We start from the raw sequence: 22,370 nt of genomic DNA, 5'->3' as shown, positions 1-22,370 counted from the left end.
GACCTTCCGTCAAAATTCATGGTAGCGTTATCATTGACGCAGCGAGGCGTGGCGGCAAGCCAAAATTAGACCATCGCGTGACCAGGGAGGAAACCGATATGTCCGACGTAACGCGGCGGCGTGCGCTCAGTCTGCTTTCAGGAGTTGCCGCAACAGCGGCCTGTGCGCCGGGAACGGTGTCCGCGCCCGCAGCGCCGTCGCCCCCGTCTTTGCGCGACCTTGCGGCGGCGAAAGGTATCGTGTTCGGCACGGCGATGTCTGCGCGCCAGGTGAGGGATCCCGACTATGTCCGTCTCGTCCTGGCCGATTGCGCCGGCATTGTCGCCGAGAACGAGCACAAGATGTATGTGATCCAGCCCCAGCCGGACGTCTGGCGCTGGGGGCCGGTGGACTCCCTGATCGGGTTCGCGCGCGAAAACGGGCTCGCCATGCGCGGGCACACGCTGGTCTGGCACCATCCGCGCTGGCTGCCGGACTGGGTGAACGAGACCACGTTCCCGAACGCGGCAGAGGCCGAAGCGTTGCTTGGCAATTACATCAAGCAGGTCGCCGGCAGGGATGACGGGCTGGTTCACTCCTGGGACGTCGTCAACGAGACGATCGATTCCTCGACAGGGGACCAAAGGGAAACGTCCTTCTCGCGGGCCATGGGCCCGGAAGTCATCGAGTTCTGCTTCCATAAGGCGCGCGAAGCCGCGCCCGGCGCGAAACTGGCGTATAATGATTACATGAGCTGGGAAGCCGGCATGGAGAACCACCGCACCGGGGTGCTCCGCCTGTTGGAACGCCTCCGGAAGAACGGCGCGCCGATCGACGCGCTTGGAATCCAGAGCCATTCCAATACCGACATGCCGACAGAGTTCACGGCCGAGAAGCAGAGGGCCTGGCGTGCGTTCATGGACGACGTGACAGGTATGGGGCTCGAAATCTACATGACCGAGTTTGACGTGAACGATACGCAGATGGACGCCGATATTGCCTATCGCGACCGTGAAATCGCTGCCTACACGCGGGATTATCTCGATCTGATGCTCTCTTACCCGCAGGTGAAAGAAGTTTTGATGTGGGGCCTCGTGGATTCGCAGAGCTGGCTGCAGACCTTCCTTCCCCGCACGGATGGTGTGGAGAAGCGCCCGACCCTGTTTGATTCGGCCTACCAGCCGAAACCCATGCGGGAAGCGGTCGCCGCTGCACTGAAAGCGGCGCCGCTAAGGGTTTGAAGAAATTGCCTTCTTTTTTCGTCATGTTCCGCTAAGGGTTTGTTTTGAAAAAATCTGTAAAGCGAGTGAAAGATTTTGCTTTCCCCAAATGGCTGCATTGACTTTGTCTGGTCGGGGGCAGGTAATAGGTCGAAAATGGGGGCAGCTCGAATGGGTTGGTCGGAATAAAATGAATCAAGCGACGCCAAGACTTGGGAAGAAGCAGCACGCGACGATCCGCGAGGTCGCTGAAATGGCGGGCGTGTCGCAGATGACGGTCTCCCGGGTGCTGAACAGGCGGGAGTCGGTGAAGGAATCGACCCGGGAAAAGGTTGAAGAGGCGATCCAGGCGCTTAATTACCGCCCGAATCTGCTCGCCCGCAGCCTGGCTGGCGGCAAGTCACTGTTCATCGGGCTGATCTTCAACAACCCTAGCAACAACTACCTCGGCGAACTGCTTGTCGGCACGCTCAACAGGTGCCGTGAGGCTGGCCACCATCTCGTGATTGAGGATTTCTCGATCACATCGCGCGACAAGGAAATCGACGCGCTGATCGAGCGGATCAGCGGGGCGGGCCTGGACGGGGTCATCGTGGCGCCGCCGGTGAGCGAGGATGAGCTCATCCTTTCAAAGCTGCACGCCGCCGGTTTGCGCACGGTTCTGATCGCTCCGCGCGAAGCGCCGAATGACGGCGTCAGCGTGTCGATCGACGACGCGGCAGCCGCCGATCAGATGACCCAGTACCTGATCGACCATGGACACAAACGGATCGCCTTCGTGATCGGCGCGACCGATCAGTCGTCGTCACGTAGACGTTATCGCGGGTTCGATCTTGCCATGGCGCGGAATGGGCTGTCGGTCGACGACAATCTCGTGCAGCAGGGCGACTATACCTACCGGAGCGGCCTGGTGGCTGGCGAACATTTCTTTTCGCTTCCGCAGCCGCCGTCGGCCGTTTTTGCCAGCAATGACGACATGGCAGCAGGCGTTCTCGCCGCGGCTCAGCGGCATGGAATGCGCGTGCCCGAAGATGTGTCCATCGTCGGCTTTGACGATACCGCAATCGCATCGGCCATGTGGCCGCAGCTGACGACGGTGCGCCAGCCGATTGCCGAAATGGCTTATCAAGCGGTGAACCTGCTCGCGCGTGTGATCGGCGATGTCGAAAGCCCGAAAAAGGACAGGAATCTCGTCCTGGACGTCGCAATTGTCGAGCGCGACACAGTCCGCAAGGCCTGACCGGTCAGATCCGTTCCACAGCAATATCGATTGAGGCGGACAAGTTTTCGCCGGGGGCGAGTTCGCGCAAACCCGTCGTTTCCCGTCCGTAGACGGAGTTAACTGCATCGGGAGCGTGCGACACAGGCTCCACGCAGAAGAAGTCCTGGCCTTTCGGCACATAGACGACCAGATGGTTGAGTCGGCCGGAAGCCTCCATCCGCACGCGCATCTGGCGTGCCGGCCAGGCAATGCCGGTTTGTCCTGCGCTTACGGTAAAAGCATTATCGAGGTCGAGCAGGTCGACCGGTCGCGCACTGCGCAAATTGTTGGGCGCAGTCAGTGGAGCGAGCTGATCGGGGATCATGCCGGATGCCGCTGTCCATATCCCACTGACATCGGCTGAGAGCAGGGCGTCCTGCCTCGGAAAGTAGGGGTGCCAGCCGAGGCCCGCCGGCATGGTTTCGTCGGACAGGTTGCTGATGGACAGGGTCAGGCGCAGCCCGCGTCCGGTCAGCTCAAAGCTTTGCTCCGCGCGGTAAGCCCACGGCCACTCATCCTGCGCATGCCGGTATGACAGGTGTGCTAGGCCGGATTCCAAGTGCTCCAAATCCCACGGCTTCAGCCATGCCTGCCCATGGATGGCGTGGGATTCAGGAGGGAAATTCGGGGCGAGCTGAACGGTCCTGCCGTTCCAGGCAAAGCAGCCGTGATTGATTCGGCCGGAGAAGGGAAACAGGGGAAAGCCCGCCGTTTCCAGGGGGGTGAGTGCCACGCCTGCGGGAGCCGGTCGCAGGATGTCGGCGCCTGCATAAGTGAAGCTGCGAACGCTTCCTCCCAACTCGGGGAGGAGCGCCAGCCGGAAGTCGCCGTGCTCAAGTTCAATCGTCATAAAAGCCTCTGATGCCCCGCGAACGGCACATTTCATTCCTTTTTGCGTGGTGAAGCATGAGAACGCTAACATGGAAAGCGGTAAAGGCTGGGCCGGGTGGCCAAAAAAATCGCCGGATCCGCGAATTGCCGCTTGCATAGGCGCTTGACGGAGGTCAAACCTTGCGCCGAAAAAACAGGAATGATAGCGTTATCATTCTAAAAGGGCCGCAGACTGGATGCGGCCTCGAGGAGGGACCAAAGGCAGTGTTTCTGGGTGTCGACATTGGCACGTCGAGCGTCAAGGCGACGCTGGTTGACGAGGCGGGTTTGCCGGTCGAGGTCGCGCAGGCGGAATTGCCAATTTCACGCCCCGCGCCGCTCTGGTCTGAGCAAAATCCGTCTGACTGGTGGACGGCGACCAACATGGCGGTGGCCAAGCTGGATGTAGATCGCCGCCACGCCGTCCGGGCGATCGGCCTGTCCGGCCAGATGCATGGGGCGACCCTGCTCGACAGTGCCATGAAGCCCCTGCGGCCGGCGATCCTGTGGAATGACGGGCGGAGCTTTCAGGAGTGCGCCGATCTTCAGGAAACGACGCCTGAATTTGTGTCCATCGGCGGCAACCTTGTCATGCCGGGATTCACCGCCCCCAAACTTGAATGGGTGCGCCGGCACGAGCCTGACGTCTTCGCGAAGGTCGAGAAAGTCCTGCTGCCGAAAGACTATGTTCGCTTGCGGATGACGGGCGAATTGGCGTCTGACATGTCGGATTCGTCCGGCACGCTGTGGATGGACGTGGAAAACCGGCGCTGGTCGTCGCGCCTGCTTGACGCGACGGGGCTCGAAGAAAAACACATGCCCCTGCTTTACGAGGGGCACGAAGCAACAGGCGTGTTGCGCGCCGAGGCCGCCGAGGCGTGGGGCATGTCCCGCGTCCCGGTCGTGGCCGGGGGCGGTGACAATGCCGCCGGTGCCGTCGGTGTGGGCGTGACGGATGAAGGCGATGCGCTTCTGTCGCTCGGCACATCGGGCGTGATTTTCGTCGCGGGCAAGACGTTCCGCTCAAATCCGGAATCGGCGGCCCATGCATTCTGTCATGCCCTGCCGGCGCGCTGGCACCTGATGTCGGTGATGCTGAGCGCGGCGAGCTGCGTGGATTGGGCGCTCAGGGTGACAGGCACCGCGGATGCCGCGGAGCTGATTCACCGTGCAGAACGGGATGCGGGCCTCAAGACGCAGGAGATTTTCCTTCCTTACCTGTCGGGCGAGCGCACACCGCATAATAATCCGCATGCTTCAGGTGTTCTGTTCGGGCTGACACATGATTCCGGTCCTGCCCAGATAGGGCAGGCCGTTTTGGAGGGTGTCGCCTTCGGCATGGCCGATGGCCTTGAGGCGCTCGTCGCATCGGGTGTCAATGTGCACCAGATTTCTGTGATCGGCGGGGGATCCCAGTCCCTTTACTGGGGGCGGATCCTGTCTGCGGCGCTCAATCGGCCGATGGTATATCGCGATGGCGCTGCGACCGGTCCGGCCTATGGCGCCGCGCGCCTCGCCCGTTACCACATTCTTGGCGGAACAGTCGACGATATGTTCGCGCCGCCGAAAGTGCTCGACATCATCGAGCCACGCGAAAGCGACATCGAAGTGCTTGCGCCCAAGTACGAGAAATTCACATCGCTCTATCATACGATAAAAAAAGCATTCAAAGGAGACTGACATGGCCGACGGACAGATCCAGATCGACGGCGATCCGATTTTCAAGGGAATCGATCCGATCCGCTATGAAGGTCCGTCTTCGGACAATCCTCTAGCGTACCGCTACTATGATAAAGATCGCGTTGTCATGGGCAAGCGGATGGAAGACCATTTGCGGATGGCGGTGTGCTATTGGCATACGTTCTGCTGGGATGGCTATGACATCTTCGGCGGCGGCACATTTGGCCGGCCTTGGCAGAACGCGTCCAACGATCGCGCCGCAGCCGATCGCAAGATGCAGGCAGCGTTCGAGTTTTTCACCAAACTGGGCCTGCCGTTCTACTGCTTCCACGATGTCGACGTGACGGAAGCCTCGCCGACGCCGGCTGATCTCTCGAATAACTTTGCCCGCGCTGCCGAGCGCCTCGCGGCCTATCAGGAAGCGACCGGCATCAAGCTGCTCTGGGGCACGGCCAACCTGTTCAGCAATCCCCGTTTTGCTGCAGGCGGGCTCACCAACCCGAATCCTGAGATTGCTGCCTGCGCCGTGCGCCAGATCCGCGAGTGCCTTGAGGCGACCCACCAGCTGGGCGGAGCGAACTATGTTCTGTGGGGCGGTCGCGAAGGATACGACACGTTGCTGAATACCGACCTCAGCCGCGAGCTCGATAATTTTGGCCGGTTCCTGTCGATGGTGGTCGAGCACAAGCACAAGATCGGATTCAAGGGCAAGATCCTGATCGAGCCGAAGCCGCATGAGCCGATGTACCATCAGTATGATTTCGATACGGCGACCGTCTACGGCTTCCTCAAGCGCTACGGCCTCGATAAGGAAGTGCATGTCAATATCGAGCCAAACCATGCGACCCTGGCCGGCCATAGCTTCGCTCATGAGCTGGCGACGGCGGTTGCGCTGGGCATCATGGGGTCTATCGATATCAATTCCGGGAACTTCCAGAACGGTTGGGATACGGACCAGTTCAACGTCGACCTGAAAGACATCACGACCGCGCTGATCGAGCTGCTGCCATCCGGCGGCCTTGATACGGGCGGGTTCAATTTCGACGCAAAGGTTCGCCGGCAGTCGAACAGCCTGGAAGACCTGTTCTATGCCCATGTCGGCGGCGTCGACACACTGGCGCGCGCGCTGCTTGCTGCGGCGGACGTGCTGGAGAAGGGCGAACTGGCGGCCCTGAAAGCCAAGAGGTATGCAGGCTGGACCGATAGCGAAATCGGCAAGTTGATGCTGTCCGAGGGGGCGACGCTTGAAAGCATTGCTGACGCAGCGGCGGCTCGGAATGTCGACGCTTCGCATGTTTCCGGGCGTCAGGAATATCTCGAAAACCTGGTCAATCGTTCGATCGTCTAAGTCGCGCAAGGTCTTGTCGCGCAGGCTTCAAAACCTGCGCGACAATGTCTCGCGCGCCCCAAGGGTCAGCAAGTCCGCCAGGGAGCGAGCCAGCTCTCCGACGATGTGATCATCGTCGCTGAGGCCCGTTCCGAAGACTTCCTTGAGGCTGAGTAGGGCTGCAACCATATTCTGCGGCTCCGTGCCTGCCTCGGTGACCAGGGCCTTTGTCCTGTTCGCAAGCGGGTCGTCCACCGTGAAAGGCCGCCCGAATTCATCGGTCCCCATCTGCCAGCGCATCCATGCGGCGATAGCCAGGCACTCATTAGGTGAGCTGAGACCCTGGGCGCGTCGTTCCCTCAGGGGAGCGACAAGGCGTTGGGGCAGTTTCTGGCTTCCGTCCATGGCGATCTGCCTTGTGCGATGTTTTAGGGCGGTGTTTTCGAAGCGCTGTGTGAGGTCGGCCCGATAGCGGTGCGGATCGAAGCCGGAGACGGGCCGCAGTGTGGCCTGTTGTTCGTCCCACAGTGCCTCGACATGATTGCGCAATGGCGCGAACCGGATTGCCCCATCAATGAAGTCGAATCCGGCAAGCGCGCCCAAATAAGCCATGGTTGAGTGCGCTCCGTTTAGCATCCGCAGCTTTGCATGCTCCCAACCCGCGACATCGTCCGTAAACTGGACACCTACCCGTTCCAGCGGTGGCCGCCGTCCGGTGAACCGGTCTTCAATGACCCATTGTGTGAAGGCTTCGGTATTGACCATGGCTTCATCGCGCAGGCCGATCAGTGCCCCCAATGCGTCGATGTCATCTCGGGTCGTAGCCGGAACGATCCGGTCGACCATGGATGAGGGGAACGCGCATTCAGTCTCAATCCAGCGGGCCAGAGCGGCATCAATTTGTTCAGCGAATCCGATCACGGCACGTTGAGTCTTGCGTCCATTCTCTGAGAGATTGTCGCAACTGAGGATCGTTAGCGGACCCGCGCCTTCGCGCCTGCGCGCGTCGAGCCCGGCACATAACAGTCCGGGCAGTGATGTTGGCTGGTCAGGGTGCAACATGTCCTGCTCGATTGCTGGGTGAGACAGGTCGATCTCGCCAGTCGCGGGTGTCAGGCAATAGCCCTTCTCCGTAACTGTAATGGTGACCAGTGAAGTCGCGGGATCAGCGAGCGCTGCGATGATGGTTGCAGGATCATCGGGCGCAACGACGACGTTCCGGATTGAGCCGATAATCCGAGTGGAGGCCTCATCTCCGTCTCGTACAATCACGGTGAACAACCCATCCTGCGGATTGATCTGGTCTCGGACCGCCTGAGATCGCATGGATACGCCAAGGATGGCCCAGTCGCGTTCTCCCTGAGCCATCAGTTCATCAAAATAGACGGCCTGGTGTGCGCGATGGAATGCGCCGATGCCAAAATGCACGCAGCCGACTTTCTGCGAGTCGCGATCGTAGGCTGGCAAACTGACGGAGGCCGGCAGCGAGGCAAGCGTCTCGCGCGAGAGGCGCAAATGGTTCGTCATCTGAATTGTCCGGGCAGCCAGAGCGAGAGGGCAGGGATATATGTGATCACCAGGAGAACGAGGCCGAGCGCGAGGTAGAATGGCCAGATGGTTCGCACTGCCCGTTCAGGCGCGATCTTGCCGACCGCGCATCCGAGGAACAGGACTGCGCCGACCGGCGGAGTTACGAGCCCTATCCCGAGGCTCAGCATCATCACTACGCCGAAATGAACCGGGTCGATGCCGACCTTGATGGCGACCGGCAAGAGGATCGGTGTCATGATGACGATGAGGGTCGCCATGTCGATAAACGCGCCGAGGATCAACAGGATCGCGAGGATCAGGAACAGGATGACCTGAGGTGTGTCGGACGCTGAGGTCAGCAGGCCTGCCATGGCGGACGGGCCGTCAAGCAAAGCAAAGAGCCAGCCGAACATGCCGGCCGCGCCGATGATCAGCATGATCATGGCCGTTGTTCGTACAGCGCCGTGGACGGCCTCCTGAAAGCGGTTCCAGCCGAGCGACCTGTAAACCAAAGCGCCGATCAGGATGGTGTACACGACGGCAATTGCCGAGCTTTCCGTTGGCGTGAAAGCACCGGCCAGAATTCCGACAACAATGATGAGCGCGGTAAGGAAGCCGGGAACGGCATAGATGAGCGCCCTGAGGAAGATTGGCCAGCCGGGGAATTTTCCACGTGGATAGTTCCGTTTCGCGGCGACGCGCCAGGCTGTGAACATGAGCGCTGCCGCGGCGAGCAGGCCGGGTATGATGCCGGCCAGGAACAGGTCGCCGACGCTCACGCCGACCGGCGCGGATACGGCGTAGAGCACCATATTATGTGATGGCGGAATAAGGATGCCGAGGATCGCGGCAGTGACGGTGACGTTGACGGCATAGTCTGCGTCGTAGTTTCGCTCCCGCATCATCGGCATCAGGGTCGAGCCCATGGCTGAGACCGATGCCGCGGCCGAGCCGGAAACGGCGCCGAACATCAGGCTCGCACCCACGGTCACTTGTCCGAGTCCGCCCCGGGACCGGCCAAATGCCGCCTCTGCGATCTGCACGATACGGTCTGCAATTCCGGTTCGCGCCATGAGTTCGCCTGCGAACACGAAGAACGGAATCGCCATCAGCGAAAAAACGTTCATGCCTGCGGTCATCTGCTGGAACGCTACGATGACGGGAATGTCGAGCATCAGGAACATCGCCGCGCTCGCGATGCCGAGAGAGAAAGCTACAGGCACACCGCAAGCGAGCAATAGGAAGAGCAAGACGACGAGAAGGATCAGTTCCACTGGTCTTTTTCTTTCCGGCCGGTCAGCGTGCCGACCATCCTGTCGAGGGAAAAGATCGCTATCAGCGCGCCGGACAGCGCCACGGGGATGTATGTCACCGCCCGGGAGACACCGAGCGCCGGCAGTTCGTGCGTGCGGGTTGCGAGTGCTAGCTCCACGCCCGATGCGGCCATCATCACGCCGAACAGCAATACGAGGAAATGTCCGACTATCTGCAGCCGGCGGCTCCAAGCCTTTGGAAGGCTGGTCTCAAGAAGCGTCAGGCGCAGGTGAAAATTCTGGTGCACACCGGCCGCCCCCGCCAGAAGGATGAACCAGATCAGGGCCAGCAGGGACGCCTGTTCGGTCCATGACGGTGAATCCCGCAACACATACCGCGCAAAGACCTGCCAGGTTATCAGCGCTGTCATCAGGACGAGCCCCGCGCCCGCCAGCGCCATTGCGGCGCGGCTGAGCCAGGTGCACAGGGCGGAAAGACGTTCAGCCATTCCGCACCTGAACGGACTCGATCGATTCCGCCAGCGCCCGCAGCTTGGGCGTCGTGAGATATTTGTCCCAGACGGGCCGCACGCTTTCTGCGAAGGCTGTGCGGTCCGGTCGGATGATTTCAACGCCCTGATCGGAAAGGGCCTGCATCGCAGACGCGGTCCGTTCGTCCCAGATTCTGCGCATATAAGGCACGCTGTCGCGTGCGCATTTGCGGATCAGCGCCTGGTCGTCGGGCGCCAGTCGCCGCCAGGCCCGCAACGACATGACCAGCACTTCCGGCGCCATTACGTGTTCGGTCAGGCTGTAGTTCGGCGCGACTTCATAGTGGCGCGAGCTTTCGTAGGATGGCGGGTTATTCTCCGCGCCATCCACGACACCCTGCATCAGGCCCTGGTAGACTTCACCATACGCCATCGGTGTGGCGTCGCCGCCAAAGGCTTCGACCATTGAGACGAACAGGTCCGAGTTCAGAACACGGATCTTCTGGCCTGTCAGGTCGCCCGGTTCGTAGATTGGCCGTTTCGATGTGTAGAAGCTTCGCGCCCCCGCGTCATAGAAGCACAGGCCGATCAGCTTGTGAGGTTCCATAGCGGCGAGGATGGCATCGCCGGGGGCGCCGTCGAGTGCGGCCCGCATATGTGCGGTGGAGCGAAAAAGAAAGGGCAGGGTCGGCACAACGGCTTCAGGCAGGATCGACCCGAGCGGGGCGATGCTGACACGATTGAGGTCCAATCCGCCAAAAACCGTGATCTCCAGCGTGTCCTTTTCATTGCCGAGCTGGCCGCCGGCATAGGTCTTTATCCGCAGGCGTCCATCCGTCGCCTCAGCAAGCAGGCGCCCCATTTCCTGCACGGCGAGCACGGTGGGGTAGCCATCCGGCTGGGCATCTGCCGCACGCAAGAGCGACCGATCGAGCCCGCCGCAGCCGGTTGCCGCAAGCGTTGAAGTGGCTGCCGCGCCTGCCAGCACCTGCCGGCGGCTTGGGGGGATGCTGCTCCTCATGCGAACCGGTAGGCTTTGCGAACCAGATTATAGGTCAGGTCTTCCGCAATCTGATGCGCTTCATCAAGGCGGATGCGGTGTTCCGCCACCATGCGCGCGAGGAAGCCGCAATCCATGCGTCGTGCCACGTCGTGCCGGGCCGGGATCGACAGGAAGGCGCGGGTGTCATCATTGAAGCCGACGGTGTTGTAGAAGCCAGCGGTCTCCGTCGTCTGTTCGCGGAACCGGCGCATGCCTTCCGGGCTGTCATGGAACCACCAGGCCGGACCAAGCTTCAGAGCCGGATAGTGGCCGGCGAGGGGCGCGAGTTCGCGCGCATAGCTTGTCTCGTCCAGTGTGAAGACGATGATTGTGAAGTCGGGATTGTTGCCATACTTGTTGAGCAGGGGCCGGAGCGCGGTGACATAATCCGTCGGCATCGGAATGTCGCCGCCCTTGTCCGGCCCGAATGTGGCCCAGAGCGACGTGTTGTGGCTGCGGAAGGCGCCGGGATGGATCTGCAGGACCAGGCCGTCTTCCTGGCTCATCCGCGCCATTTCCATCAGCATGTGGCCGCGGAAGAGTTCCGCGTCGCCGTTCGATGCGCCGCCGTCACGCACGCGCATGAACAGGTCTTCCGCCTCGCGTCGCGAAAGGTCGAATGTTACCGCTGATGGGTGTCCGTGGTCGGAAGCTGTTGCGCCATGCGCCTTGAAGAAAGCGCGGCGGTTTTCGAGCGCTTGCAGGTAGCCGGAATAGGAGGCGGTATCGCAGCCGGTGATGACGCCAAGACGGTCAAGGTTTCGTGCAAATTCGGGTGCTTCCGGATTGAGGACATTGTCCGGGCGGAAGGTGGTGACGACTTTCTTGCCCCATCCATCTCCGATCAGCCTGGCATGATGCAACAGCGGATCGAGTGGGTCTTCGGTTGTCGCAATGATCTCGATGCCGAAGCGGTCGAACAGGGCGCGCGGACGGAAAGCGTCGGTCTTCAATGCCGTGCCGATAGTATCGAAATAGGTATCTGCCGTTTCGCGGCAAAGCGCATCGCGCAGGCCGAACACTTCGTGGAAGACCCAGTCCAGCCACATGCGGGACGGCGTGCCGGCGAACAGGTAATAATGTTCGGCAAAGCGCTGCCAGACCTTGCGCATGTCGGTTTCTGAAGGCCCCCCGTCCAGGCGCGCTACGCCGAGATCTTCCAGTGGGATGCCCTGGCTGTAGAGCATACGCAGCACATAGTGATCGGGGACAATCAGCAGGCTGGCGGGATCCGGAAACGGCGCATTGAGGGCAAACCAGGAGGGGTCCGTATGGCCGTGCGGGCTGACAATCGGGAGGCTGTTTATTGACTGGTAGAGCTCCCGCGCGATCCCGCGCTCAATCGGGGAAGACGGGAACAGCCTGTCCTCGTGCAGCACTAGCTTTGCCGCCAAATTGTCCTCCCTTACGGCCCTCGGCGCCTTTGGCGCTCATTTATGGTAACGCTATCATTATTCTTGTCCAACCGGCAATCCGGTTCTAGGAACCAGATGAGGCAGGGAGGAACCGAGCCATGAAAATCACGGATGCCCGTGTCATTGTCACGTGTCCGGGCAGGAATTTCGTGACGCTGAAGATCGAGACCGATGCCGGTATCTATGGCATCGGCGATGCGACGCTGAACGGTCGGGAGCTGGCGGTTGCCTCTTATCTCACCGACCACGTCATCCCGAATCTGATTGGCCGCGACGCACACCGTATCGAGGACATGTGGCAGTTCCTCTATCGCGGGGCGTACTGGCGCCGTGGGCCGGTGACCATGTCTGCCATCGCAGCGGTCGATACGGCGCTATGGGACATCAAGGCGAAGGCTGCGGGACTGCCGCTTTACCAGCTGCTGGGCGGCGCCTCTCGCGAGGGCGTCTTGGTGTATGGCCATGCGAACGGCAAGACGATCGAAGAGACGGTCGAGGAAGTCGGCCGGTATATTGCGCTCGGGTACAAGGCGATCCGCGCGCAGTGTGCCATTCCCGGGTTTCAAGGCACGTATGGCGTCGCAAAGGGCCAGATGTACTACGAGCCGGCGAGCACTGAACTGCCGGAAGAATCTGTGTGGAACACACCTGCTTATCTCAACTTCGTTCCGAAGCTGTTTGCCGCCCTCCGCGACGCGCACGGGCCCGGCATCGAACTCCTGCATGACGTCCATCACCGGCTGACGCCCATCGAAGCGGGCGCGCTCGGGAAGTCGCTGGAGCCGTACCGGCTGTTCTGGATGGAAGATGCAACACCTGCAGAAAACCAGGAAGCCTTCCGGCTGATCCGGCAGCACACGACGACGCCGCTCGCCGTCGGCGAAATCTTCAATTCGATTCATGATTGCCGGGAGCTGATCCAGAACCAACTGATCGACTATGTCCGCACAACGGTCGTCCATGCCGGCGGCATCACGCATCTGCGCACCATCGCGAACCTCGCAGCGCTTTACCAGGTGCGTACCGGTAGCCACGGCGCGACGGACCTTTCGCCTGTTTGCATGGGCGCTGCGCTGCACTTCGATCTGTGGGTGCCGAATTTTGGCATTCAGGAATACATGCTCCACAGCGAAGAGACCGATGCCGTCTTTCCTCATGCCTATTGGTTCAGCGAAGGCTATCTCCACCCCGGCGAAACGCCCGGTCACGGCGTCGACATCGACGAAAGCCTCGCGGCCAAATATCCTTATCAACCAAAACAGTTGCCCGTGGCGCGTCTGCAGGACGGCACGCTCTGGAACTGGTAGGCCATGACCCGCATCGCCATCTTCGGGGAAGTGATGTTGGAACTGTCCGGCGCTGACCGGGCGGCCATGCGCCTTGGCTTTGGCGGCGATACGCTGAACACGGCGATCTATCTTGCCCGGCTCGGGTGGAATCCGGCCTATATCACGGCGCTTGGGCGTGATCCTTATTCGGATGAGATGGTCTCGACCTTTACCGAAGAAGGGATCGATACGCGTTTCATTCTGCGGCACCCCAGCCGGATCCCCGGACTCTATGCCATCGAGACCGACGAGCAGGGTGAACGGAGTTTCCACTATTGGCGCGGCCAATCCGCGGCGCGGGACTTCTTCAATGTCGAAGGCGCCGAACGCGCGGTGGCCGAGGCGGCCAATGCAGACCTCCTTTACTTCAGCGGCATCTCGCTTTCGATCCTCGATGCGGAAGGGCGAAGTCGCGTGTTGGATCTGGCGGCAGATGTCCGGGCGCGTGGCGGCAAAGTCGCCTTCGATCCGAACTACAGGCCCAAAGGCTGGCCGGAGCCTGAGGCGGCGCGCGCGCTGTTCCGCGCCCTTGCGCCGGCGGTCAGCTTCCTGCTGGCGACCGACAGCGACGAGGATGCGCTGTTCGGCTGCGCCCATGCCGAGGAGCACCTGGCGCGTTGGATGGACTGGGGCGTCGGCGAGGCGGTCCTGAAAGCGGGGGCGCAAGGAGCGATCCTGCCCGATTGCGGACGCATCCCAGCGGTCGCTCCAGTGCGTCTGGTCGACACGACCGGGGCCGGCGACAGTTTCAACGCCGCCTGGCTGGATGCGCGCTCAAAGGGCGCCAGCGCGGCAGAGGCGGTAAAGGCCGGCAATCGGCTTGCAGCCGAGGTGATCGGCTGTCAGGGGGCGATCATGCCCCGGAAAACTGCCTGAAAATTCGTCAGTGAGGCGAAAATCCTGAAAAATTCGGGCCCATGTCCAGTGGACATAAAGGATTTCACCCGTAATCCTGTCCACTGGACAAAACAGAATTCCAAAGGTTGCGTATGCCTCGCAGACATACCGGGATCCGGCCCGCCACGATCATCGACGTCGCAAAAGAAGCGGGCGTGTCGTTCAAAACGGTAAGCCGTGTTTTGAACGGTGAAACCAACGTCCGCGAGCAGACCAAGGCGCGGGTGATGACGGCGGTGAAGACGCTGGATTACCGGACCAATCACCATGCCCGGAATCTGCGCGCGCGGCAGAGCCGCATCATCTGCCTGCTTTATGCCAACCCCTCGCGTAACTATGTCGGCGAGGTTCATCTGGGGGCCCTCCAGCGGTGCCAGGCCGAAGGCTACAGCCTGATTACGGAAGATTGTTCCGGCGATCCGTCGGCCGTGCTGGCTCTACGCTCCGAAACCCAGCTTGCGGGCGCAATCCTGACGCCGCCGCTTTGCGACGATCCGGCGCTGATCGACCAGTTGAACGAGCGCCGCTTGCCTTATGTCCGCATCGCCCCCTCCGAAACCGCGGCCCAGGGCCGCGACGTCGCTATCGACGACGTCGCAGCAGCGAAGGAAATGACGAATTACCTCATCGGGCTGGGGCACAAGCGGGTCGGCTTCATCCGGGGCCCGATGAGCCACGCGCAGGCGAAGCGCCGGCACGAGGGCTATCTGACGGGCCTTCAGGAGAATGGTATTGCGGTGGACCCGGAACTGGTCGTCGAAGGAGATTTCACGTTCGACTCCGGCATTGACTGCGCAGAGCGCCTGTTGGATCTTGCGGACAAGCCGACGGCGATCTTTGCATCGAACGATGACATGGCCGCGGGCGTTATCGCGGCGAGCTATCGCCGTCAGATCCACATTCCGGAAGACCTGTCGGTGGCCGGCTTTGACGATACGCCGCTTGCCTCGACAATCAGCCCATCCCTCACCACGATCTATCAGCCGAGCCGCGAACTGGCATCCGAAGCCGTTGGCCTGCTGCTGGAAGAGATCGCCGCCCCCAGCGAGGTGCCGCGTCGGCACCTCCTCAACTATCGCATGGTGCCGCGGGATTCGACCGCGCCGCCAAAGTCCTGACCGCGCGAAACCAGTTTCCTGACCCGCGTCGGTATTGTATGGCCCGCGCATGACGACGATCCGCCCCCTGCCACATATCGAGAAGACGAAGCCCTATGTTCCGGGTGGAAAGCTGCATGGCGCGGCCGGTCCGGTTATCATGCTGGCGTCGAACGAAAATCCGTTCGGGCCCAGCCCGAAGGCCATCACTGCGATGCGCGATGAGGCAGAGCGCGTCCACATCTATCCCGACCCCGACTATGGCGCGCTTCGCAAGGCGATCGCTGACGCGAAGGGCATTGCGGATATTTCGCGGCTGGCTGTGTCGGCCGGATCGGACGAGATCATCCACCTGCTGACCCAGGCCTATGCCGGGCCGGGCGACGAGATCCTGTTCACCGAACACGCCTTCTCCATGTACAATGTCTCGGCGCTGGGCCATGGCGCGACGCCGGTCGTTGTGCCGGAGACGGATTTCACGGCTGGCGCCAACGCGCTGCTTGGCGGGGTAACGGAACGCACGCGGATCCTGTTCCTTGCCAATCCTAACAATCCGACCGGGACGATGATGTCCGTCGAGGATCTGAAGCGGTTGCAGGACAGCCTGCCGCCGTATGTCATCCTCGCGCTGGATGGGGCGTATGCGGAATATGTCAGCGAGGCTTATGAGGCTGAGCTGCGCGACCTTGTCGACCGGCGCAGCAACACGGTGATGATCCGGACCTTCTCGAAGATTTATGGCCTCGCAGCACTGCGCCTTGGCTGGGGATATTTCCCGGCAGATATTGCCGAGACCTTCCAGCGTATCCGGCCGCCGTTCAATATCAATGCATTTGCCGTTGCCGCGGGCGCAGCAGCCATTGCGGACACGGACTTCATTGCGGCAAGCCGTGAGCACAACGCGAAGTGGCGGGCCATCTATATCGAGCGGTTGAATGCCATGGGCCTGCCGACGCCCGCTTCGTCAGCGAACTTCGTGATTCCCGATTTCGGCAGCGAAGTGCGGGCGAAGGGCGCGCACGCCTTCCTCAAGGAGCGCAATGTTCTTGTCCGGGCCATCGGCGGTTACGGCCTGCCGACCCGGCTGCGCATCACGATAGGGACTGCGGATGACAATGAGCGGGTGCTTGAGCTGCTCGCGGAATTCACCGCGACACGCTGATATTGTCGATCAGGCGGGTCCGGCCCATCCAGGCAGCGCCGAGCAGGCGCGCGGCAGTTCCTTCCCTGAGCGGCGCATCCGGCAAATCCAGCAGTGTGGCCGGATCAACCAGGGTCACATAGTCGACTTTTCCGAATCCCGAGTGCGAGAGCAGGGTGCGGGCTTCGCCCAGCACCTCCGACGGAAGTGCGCCGGCGCCAAGCCGCATGGCGGCACGATGAAGGGCGGCCTGTAGCGCACCCGCATTGCGCCGTTCTTCGGCCGTCAGGTAGAGGTTTCGCGAAGACTGGGCGAGGCCGTCGGCATCGCGCGCGGTCGGGGCGCCAAGGACTTCAATGGGGAAGGCCAGATCGCGGACCATGCGGCGGATGATCTGGAGCTGCTGGTAGTCCTTTTCCCCGAACACCGCGACATCGGGCTGAACGTGCAGGAAGAGGCGGGCGACCACCGTGGTGACGCCGTAGAAGAAATGCGGCCGGTAGATTCCGTCCAGCAGGTCAGACATCGATTCGACCCGGACGTTGGTCAGGGTGCCTTCCGGATACATTTCCTCAACGGTCGGGAGGTAGGCGAGATCGCAGCCGGCCGAAGCAAGTTTGGCGAGGTCGGCTGCTTCGTCCCGCGGATAGGTGTCGAAGTCTTCGCCCGGCGCAAACTGTGTCGGGTTAACGAAGATGCTGGCGACAACCCGGCTCGCTTTTTCCCGAGCCTTTTCAATGAGGGAGAGGTGGCCTGAATGCAGGGCGCCCATGGTGGGGACAAAAGCGACCGTCTCACCGGCCCGCTTCCAGTCCATCACCTGGCGCAGCAGTTCCGCTCGCGTGCGCACGGTCGGAGTGCTGCGATCTGTCTTCGAATTCACTTTCAATAAACCCCGGATGGCGATTTCGTAAACGTGTTGTTAACCGGTTCGGAGGAATTTTGAAGCCATGACACAGCGCATCCTTTCATCTCTTAAATTCTTCGTTTTGACGGCCGCCCTGCGGGCGTCTTCTCATGGTTCTAACGAGGCGGCCGGAACCAGTCCGGAGCCCCGCGTCCGTCATGTTGATCCCGCGATGGATATTGACGAATGGATGTTCGACCGCGATGGCCGCCCGGTAACGGAAGCGGCGGCGCTGTATGCCCGCGAGACGGCCCGCGTCTCGGGTGCGTTGACCAGCCTTCGCGCCATGCTGACCCAGATTTCGATGCACGCCCCGCAGCCGGAAGAACTGCCGCGCACGGCAGCCTTCGGCCCGATCGTGTCGGACGCGCTGCTGTTCGATGGCGAGCCGCTGCCGGCACAGTTCGGTATCCTCGCAGAGGATGCGGACCTGTTCGAGGACGTCCCCGGTGCGCGCCGGTCCTGGAACGCTTCGGAAGACCTGTCGCGCGTCGCCTGATGTTCACCTGACCCTTCAACAGATCTGATTTCCCGGAGTTCCCTGACATGCCCGACGGATTCGCGCCTACCGCTCATGTGGGTGGCCTGAACCTGACAGCGGGCCAGAAGGATGCGCGGGTGATCGTGGTAGGCAACGAGAAGGGCGGGGCCGGCAAATCGACCGTTTCCATGCACCTGACCGTCGCGCTGATGCGGATGGGGCATGCGGTCGGCATCATCGACCTCGATGTACGCCAGCGGACTTTGACCCGGTATCTTGAGAACCGGATGCGGTGGATGCAGTCCACCGGGACGCGCCTGCCGATGCCGGAAATCGTGCGGGTCGATGCATCGACCGAACGCGATCTCGACAAGGCCGAGTCGGAAGAGACGCATCGCCTGATCTCCAGCATCCAGCGGCTGAAGAAGTCCTGCGACTTCATCCTGATCGATGCGCCGGGCGGGGATACCTTCCTGTCGCGGCTGGCTCATACCCAGGCCGATACGCTGATAACGCCGCTGAATGACAGCTTCGTGGACTTCGACCTGCTCGGCGATGTGAACCCGCAGACACTGGAAGTCGTGCGGCCGAGCTTCTATTCAGAAATGGTCTGGTCGTGCCGGAAGAAGAAAGCGCAGACTTCCCGCCAGCCGATCGACTGGATCGTGATGCGCAATCGCATGTCGCCGCTGGCTGCGCGGAACAAGGAACGTGTCGGCGAGGCGCTGGACAATCTGTCGAAGCGGATCGGTTTCCGCCTTGCGCCCGGCCTTTCCGAGCGGGTGATCTATCGCGAACTGTTCCCGGCTGGCCTGACCCTGCTCGACCTGACGGAGAAGGGCTCCAACGTGTCCTTCACGATGAGCCATGTGGCGGCGCGGCAGGAAATGCGTGACTTGCTGATCGTCCTACAATTGCCGGAACTCGTCGGCGCGGAAATCACCTTCTGATCTGTCCCTGACAACTGACGCGAGGTGAGGCCGGCCGCAAGCTGGTCTTCTTTGCATTTTGGGCCCAGTCTTCCCTGAAAAGAACGAGGGAGGCGCAAAACGTGTTCAACAATTCCGACTGGCTGGCGAAGGTTGCAGAAGCGGTGATCGAGCCGGAGCGGGAGATTGTCGATCCGCACCACCATCTCTGGCCGAGTGCGCGGATGAACTACAATGTTCCGGAATTGCGTGTCGATCTTATGAGCGGGCACAATGTGGTGCAGACCGTGTTCATGGAATGCGGGGCCTCGTACCGGAAGGAAGGGCCGGACCATCTGAAGCCCGTTGGCGAGACGGAATTCGTGGCGGCGGCGTCTGAAACGATGAAGGCAATGGGCGGGCCATATATCGCCGCGCTGGTGGCGCATGCGGATTTGCGGTTGCCGCAGCTGGATGAGGTGCTGGATGCGCATATCGAGGCGGCGAAAGGACTGTTCCGGGGCATTCGACATGCCGGATCACGCGACAATAGCGGGGCGACCTTGAGGATTCCGGGTCATGCACCGCCGCGAATTTATGGCGACGCGGATTTCCGGCGCGGCGTGCAGCGGCTGGGCGAGCGGGGCCTGACCTATGACACCTGGCATTATCATCACCAGAACCGTGAGTATCTGGAGCTGGCGAAGGCGTGCCCCGGAACAACCATGATCCTCGACCATTTCGGGACGCCGATTGGAATCGGTCCGTATGCCGACAAGCGGGACGAGATTTTTGCAGCGTGGAAGGATGACATGGCGGCGATTGCCGAATGCCCGAATGTGTACGCGAAGCTGGGCGGGCTGGCGATGCCGGACAATGGCTTCGGCTGGGACACGCGCGAGACGCCGGCGACTTCAGACGAAGTCGTGGCCGAGCATGAGCGCTGGTACGATCACATGATTGCGTGCTTCGGGCCGGAACGGTGCATGTTCGAGAGCAATTTCCCGATGGACAAATGGTCCATGGCGTATGGGGTTTACTGGAATGCGATGAAGAAGATTGCCGCGAAATATGCCGAGACCGAGAAGGCGGCACTGTTCGCGGGCACGGCGCGAAACGTGTATTCTCTGGCGGCCTGAGATTTTTGGCAGCACGAGCGGCCGGCGCGGCGGGGCCGTCCGGTTGGGGTCTGGTTTCCGGGATTCAGGTTCCGCAGACCCCTGCGTAGCTGCCGAAGATCAGAAATCGGTCCAGTGGATCGATTTCCTGAGGCAGGGGGCCATCTCCCGCAATTGCCCCGTGGGCATGAGGCGCCATCGGGAGATGGATACCTGCTTTCGCAGGTATCTGCGGAGAGTTGGATTCTGTGCGGCGGGGCGCGCGCGTTCCGGAAGGCTCCGGTGAATCCTACGGTGAGGCTCCGGGAAGGCTCCGGAGGGGCGCGGGGTGCAAAGCCCCTCTCCCTCGGGAGAGGGGTTGGGGTGAGGGGACGCGGCGTTTCAGCACGTTCTGCACTTGCCGCAATGCCGTGACCCCTCATCCCCAACCCCTTCTCTCCAAGGAGAAGGGGCTCAACTGCCAGCCGCTCCCAGCGCGGAACATCTGGCGCGTCATACACATACAAATCCTCCGCAGGCGGCGGATCGCAGAGCATGGTGATGCGGATATTGCCGAAACAGTCGACGGCGAGCAGGGCATTGAGGCCCGTGCGCTCATGCCATCTGGCGAAGCGGACAAGGTTCCAGATCAGCCAGGGCCAGAACAGCGGCCAGACATGATCGAAATAGGGTTTGAGGCCTGGGTGCATCGTTGGGGGAGTGTGCCGCGGGTTTGCGGCCTGCCGGATTGATTCACGCTGCCCCCTTCACTCCGGAAAATGCGAAGCGTTCATCCGGGGCCTTGCGGCTGGTGTGTACACAGCAGGAACAAGATCCCGGATATTTGCGGCGCAAATTCCGGGATGACGAGCAAAAGGGGGATAGAGCGTGGTCGCTTCCCCGACGACAGGGGCGAAAGGGCCAAATCCGGCCTGTTGCGGGGGCTGGCTTCTGGTAAGATCAATGATGAGGAAACGTGGAATGAAGACGTCAGGGAGGACGCGCCATGAGCACCGACATGAAATTCACCATGACCATCAATGGCGAAAGCGTCGCCGGGACGGACCGGTTCGGTGTCGAGAACCCGGCCTATGGCGAAGTCTTCGCCGAGGCGCCGAACTGTTCCCGCGAGGAGCTTGACGTTGCGATCGCGTCAGCCCGCACCGCGCTGCCCGGCTGGAAGAAGACGCCCATCGCGAAGCGCAAGGAGATTATGCAGGCGATTGCCGGCACGATTGCTCAGCATGGGGAGGAACTCGCCCGCTTGCTGACAAGGGAGCAGGGCAAGCCGTTCGAACAGGCCATGGGCGACGTTCTGGGCGCGGCGCACTGGTTCGTCGAAACGGCGAAGATGGATATTCCGGAAGTCGTCTCGCAGGACGACGACGAGCGCTATGCGGTGACGCGCTATGAGCCGATCGGCGTCGTGGCAGCTATCGTGCCGTGGAACTTCCCGATGATCCTTGCCGCGTTCAAGCTGGCGCCGGCCCTGCTGGCCGGGAATACGGTGGTGCTGAAGCCGGCACCGACGACGCCGCTGACGACGCTGCGCCTTGGTGAACTCATCAAGGATCTTCTGCCACCTGGCGTGCTGAATGTGGTGTCGGGCGACGACCGTCTCGGGCCGTGGCTGACCGGGCATTCGGGTATCGACAAGATCAGTTTCACCGGCTCGACGCAGACCGGCCGGAAAGTGATGGAAGGCGCATCGAAAGAATTGAAGAAAGTGACGCTGGAGCTTGGCGGAAACGATGCGGCGATTGTGATGCCGGACGTGAATGTAGAGGCGGTGGCGCAGCAGCTGTTCTGGGCGGCGTTCCAGAACACCGGGCAGATCTGTATCGCGACGAAGCGGATGTATGTGCACAAGGACATTTACGAGCCGCTGAAGAAGGCACTGGTCGAGTATGCGAAGACGGTGAAAGTCGGCGATGGGTCTCAGCAGGGCACACAGATCGGGCCGATCCAGAACAAGGCGCAATACCAGCGTGTCCTCGACCTGATCCAGGACGCGAAGGACAAGGGCTATACATTCCTGGTGGGTGGTGATGCCTCCGATGCGCCCGGCTATTTCGTGCCGGTGACGATCCTCGACAATCCGCCTGAAGACGCACGCATCGTGCAGGAGGAACAGTTCGGGCCCGTTCTGCCGCTGATGTCGTTCGACAATGTCGACGAGGTGATCGGGCGGGCGAACGATACGATCTATGGCCTCGGCGCGTCTGTGTGGAGCGCGGACATTGCGAAAGCGCAGGAGATTGCCGACCAGCTGCAGACGGGCACCGTCTGGATCAACGAGACGCAACACCTCTCGCCGCACGCAGTGTTTGGCGGGGCGAAACAGTCCGGTATCGGCGGGGAAGGCGGCGAGCATGGCCTGCTGGAATTCTGCCAGCCGAAGACGACCTTTATCCGCCGGAATGCCGTGGTCGGCTGAGACGAAGGA

At 61.5% G+C, this 22,370-nt stretch carries 19 protein-coding genes; 12 read left to right on the top strand and 7 right to left on the bottom strand.

The window, feature by feature from the left end:
• Positions 1-98: 98 nt before the first annotated feature.
• Positions 99-1,220 (top strand): endo-1,4-beta-xylanase, encoded by a 1,122-nt coding sequence (locus R3C13_RS10060; protein WP_371310688.1) that lies wholly within the window; start codon positions 99-101, stop codon positions 1,218-1,220.
• Positions 1,221-1,389: 169 nt separating this feature from the next.
• Positions 1,390-2,439: a LacI family DNA-binding transcriptional regulator gene (locus tag R3C13_RS10055; protein WP_371310687.1), complete on the top strand. Its 1,050-nt coding sequence runs from the start codon at positions 1,390-1,392 to the stop codon at positions 2,437-2,439.
• A 4-nt stretch (positions 2,440-2,443) separates the two neighbouring features.
• Here R3C13_RS10055 and R3C13_RS10050 read toward each other — a convergent pair whose 3' ends face one another.
• Complete coding sequence (locus tag R3C13_RS10050; protein ID WP_371310686.1) at positions 2,444-3,310, bottom strand: aldose 1-epimerase; 867 nt, start codon at positions 3,308-3,310, stop codon at positions 2,444-2,446.
• A 245-nt stretch (positions 3,311-3,555) separates the two neighbouring features.
• Between R3C13_RS10050 and xylB the strand changes: the two genes are divergently transcribed.
• Both xylB and xylA read left to right on the top strand, forming a co-directional pair.
• Positions 3,556-5,010, top strand: a complete 1,455-nt coding sequence (xylB, locus tag R3C13_RS10045; protein ID WP_371310685.1) for a xylulokinase — start codon at positions 3,556-3,558, stop codon at positions 5,008-5,010.
• A gap of 1 nt (position 5,011) precedes the next feature.
• On the top strand, positions 5,012-6,358 hold the full coding sequence (gene xylA / locus R3C13_RS10040; RefSeq protein ID WP_371310684.1) for a xylose isomerase: 1,347 nt from the start codon (positions 5,012-5,014) through the stop codon (positions 6,356-6,358).
• Between the two features lie 27 nt (positions 6,359-6,385).
• On the opposite strand, the gene R3C13_RS10035 is transcribed toward xylA, so the two are convergent.
• The 5 genes from R3C13_RS10035 to uxaC are packed head-to-tail and all read right to left on the bottom strand — an operon-like array spanning position 6,386 to position 12,047.
• Entirely contained in the window at positions 6,386-7,864 is a 1,479-nt protein-coding gene (locus tag R3C13_RS10035) for a mannitol dehydrogenase family protein (RefSeq protein WP_371310683.1), read from the bottom strand.
• Positions 7,861-9,141 (bottom strand): TRAP transporter large permease, encoded by a 1,281-nt coding sequence (locus R3C13_RS10030; RefSeq protein ID WP_371310682.1) that lies wholly within the window; start codon positions 9,139-9,141, stop codon positions 7,861-7,863. Before R3C13_RS10030 ends, R3C13_RS10035 begins: the two co-directional genes overlap by 4 nt.
• Complete coding sequence (locus R3C13_RS10025; RefSeq protein WP_371310681.1) at positions 9,132-9,629, bottom strand: TRAP transporter small permease; 498 nt, start codon at positions 9,627-9,629, stop codon at positions 9,132-9,134. The genes R3C13_RS10030 and R3C13_RS10025 overlap by 10 nt, the downstream gene beginning before the upstream one ends.
• Complete coding sequence (locus R3C13_RS10020) at positions 9,622-10,632, bottom strand: TRAP transporter substrate-binding protein (protein WP_371310680.1); 1,011 nt, start codon at positions 10,630-10,632, stop codon at positions 9,622-9,624. The genes R3C13_RS10025 and R3C13_RS10020 overlap by 8 nt, the downstream gene beginning before the upstream one ends.
• Positions 10,629-12,047: a glucuronate isomerase gene (gene uxaC / locus R3C13_RS10015; protein ID WP_371310679.1), complete on the bottom strand. Its 1,419-nt coding sequence runs from the start codon at positions 12,045-12,047 to the stop codon at positions 10,629-10,631. Before uxaC ends, R3C13_RS10020 begins: the two co-directional genes overlap by 4 nt.
• 119 nt (positions 12,048-12,166) lie before the next feature.
• Here uxaC and manD point away from each other — a divergent pair, with 119 nt between their 5' ends.
• From manD to hisC, 4 genes are all read left to right on the top strand, one after another.
• On the top strand, positions 12,167-13,375 hold the full coding sequence (gene manD, locus R3C13_RS10010; protein ID WP_371310678.1) for a D-mannonate dehydratase ManD: 1,209 nt from the start codon (positions 12,167-12,169) through the stop codon (positions 13,373-13,375).
• Positions 13,376-13,378: 3 nt separating this feature from the next.
• Positions 13,379-14,272: a sugar kinase gene (locus R3C13_RS10005; RefSeq protein WP_371310677.1), complete on the top strand. Its 894-nt coding sequence runs from the start codon at positions 13,379-13,381 to the stop codon at positions 14,270-14,272.
• A 113-nt stretch (positions 14,273-14,385) separates the two neighbouring features.
• On the top strand, positions 14,386-15,411 hold the full coding sequence (locus R3C13_RS10000; RefSeq protein WP_371310676.1) for a LacI family DNA-binding transcriptional regulator: 1,026 nt from the start codon (positions 14,386-14,388) through the stop codon (positions 15,409-15,411).
• Between the two features lie 49 nt (positions 15,412-15,460).
• On the top strand, positions 15,461-16,552 hold the full coding sequence (gene hisC, locus R3C13_RS09995; RefSeq protein WP_371310675.1) for a histidinol-phosphate transaminase: 1,092 nt from the start codon (positions 15,461-15,463) through the stop codon (positions 16,550-16,552).
• On the opposite strand, the gene panC is transcribed toward hisC, so the two are convergent.
• The gene (gene panC, locus R3C13_RS09990) at positions 16,536-17,414 is read right to left on the bottom strand and encodes a pantoate--beta-alanine ligase (protein WP_371310674.1); all 879 of its coding nucleotides are present in this window, start codon (positions 17,412-17,414) and stop codon (positions 16,536-16,538) included. The genes hisC and panC overlap by 17 nt on opposite strands.
• A gap of 196 nt (positions 17,415-17,610) precedes the next feature.
• Here panC and R3C13_RS09985 point away from each other — a divergent pair, with 196 nt between their 5' ends.
• The 4 genes from R3C13_RS09985 to R3C13_RS09970 all read left to right on the top strand — a co-directional run bounded on the left by R3C13_RS09985 (position 17,611) and on the right by R3C13_RS09970 (position 22,361).
• A complete protein-coding gene (locus R3C13_RS09985; protein WP_371310673.1) occupies positions 17,611-17,937 on the top strand; it encodes a hypothetical protein in 327 nt (108 codons plus the stop codon).
• Between the two features lie 47 nt (positions 17,938-17,984).
• Entirely contained in the window at positions 17,985-18,869 is an 885-nt protein-coding gene (locus R3C13_RS09980) for a division plane positioning ATPase MipZ (protein WP_371310672.1), read from the top strand.
• A gap of 101 nt (positions 18,870-18,970) precedes the next feature.
• Positions 18,971-19,966: an amidohydrolase gene (locus R3C13_RS09975; RefSeq protein ID WP_371310671.1), complete on the top strand. Its 996-nt coding sequence runs from the start codon at positions 18,971-18,973 to the stop codon at positions 19,964-19,966.
• A 964-nt stretch (positions 19,967-20,930) separates the two neighbouring features.
• On the top strand, positions 20,931-22,361 hold the full coding sequence (locus R3C13_RS09970) for an aldehyde dehydrogenase family protein (RefSeq protein ID WP_371310670.1): 1,431 nt from the start codon (positions 20,931-20,933) through the stop codon (positions 22,359-22,361).
• Positions 22,362-22,370 lie beyond the last annotated feature (9 nt).

The organism is Hyphomonas sp. (assembly GCF_041398385.1).
GTDB lineage: Bacteria > Pseudomonadota > Alphaproteobacteria > Caulobacterales > Hyphomonadaceae > Hyphomonas.
This window is presented reverse-complemented; position numbering and strand designations above follow the sequence as displayed.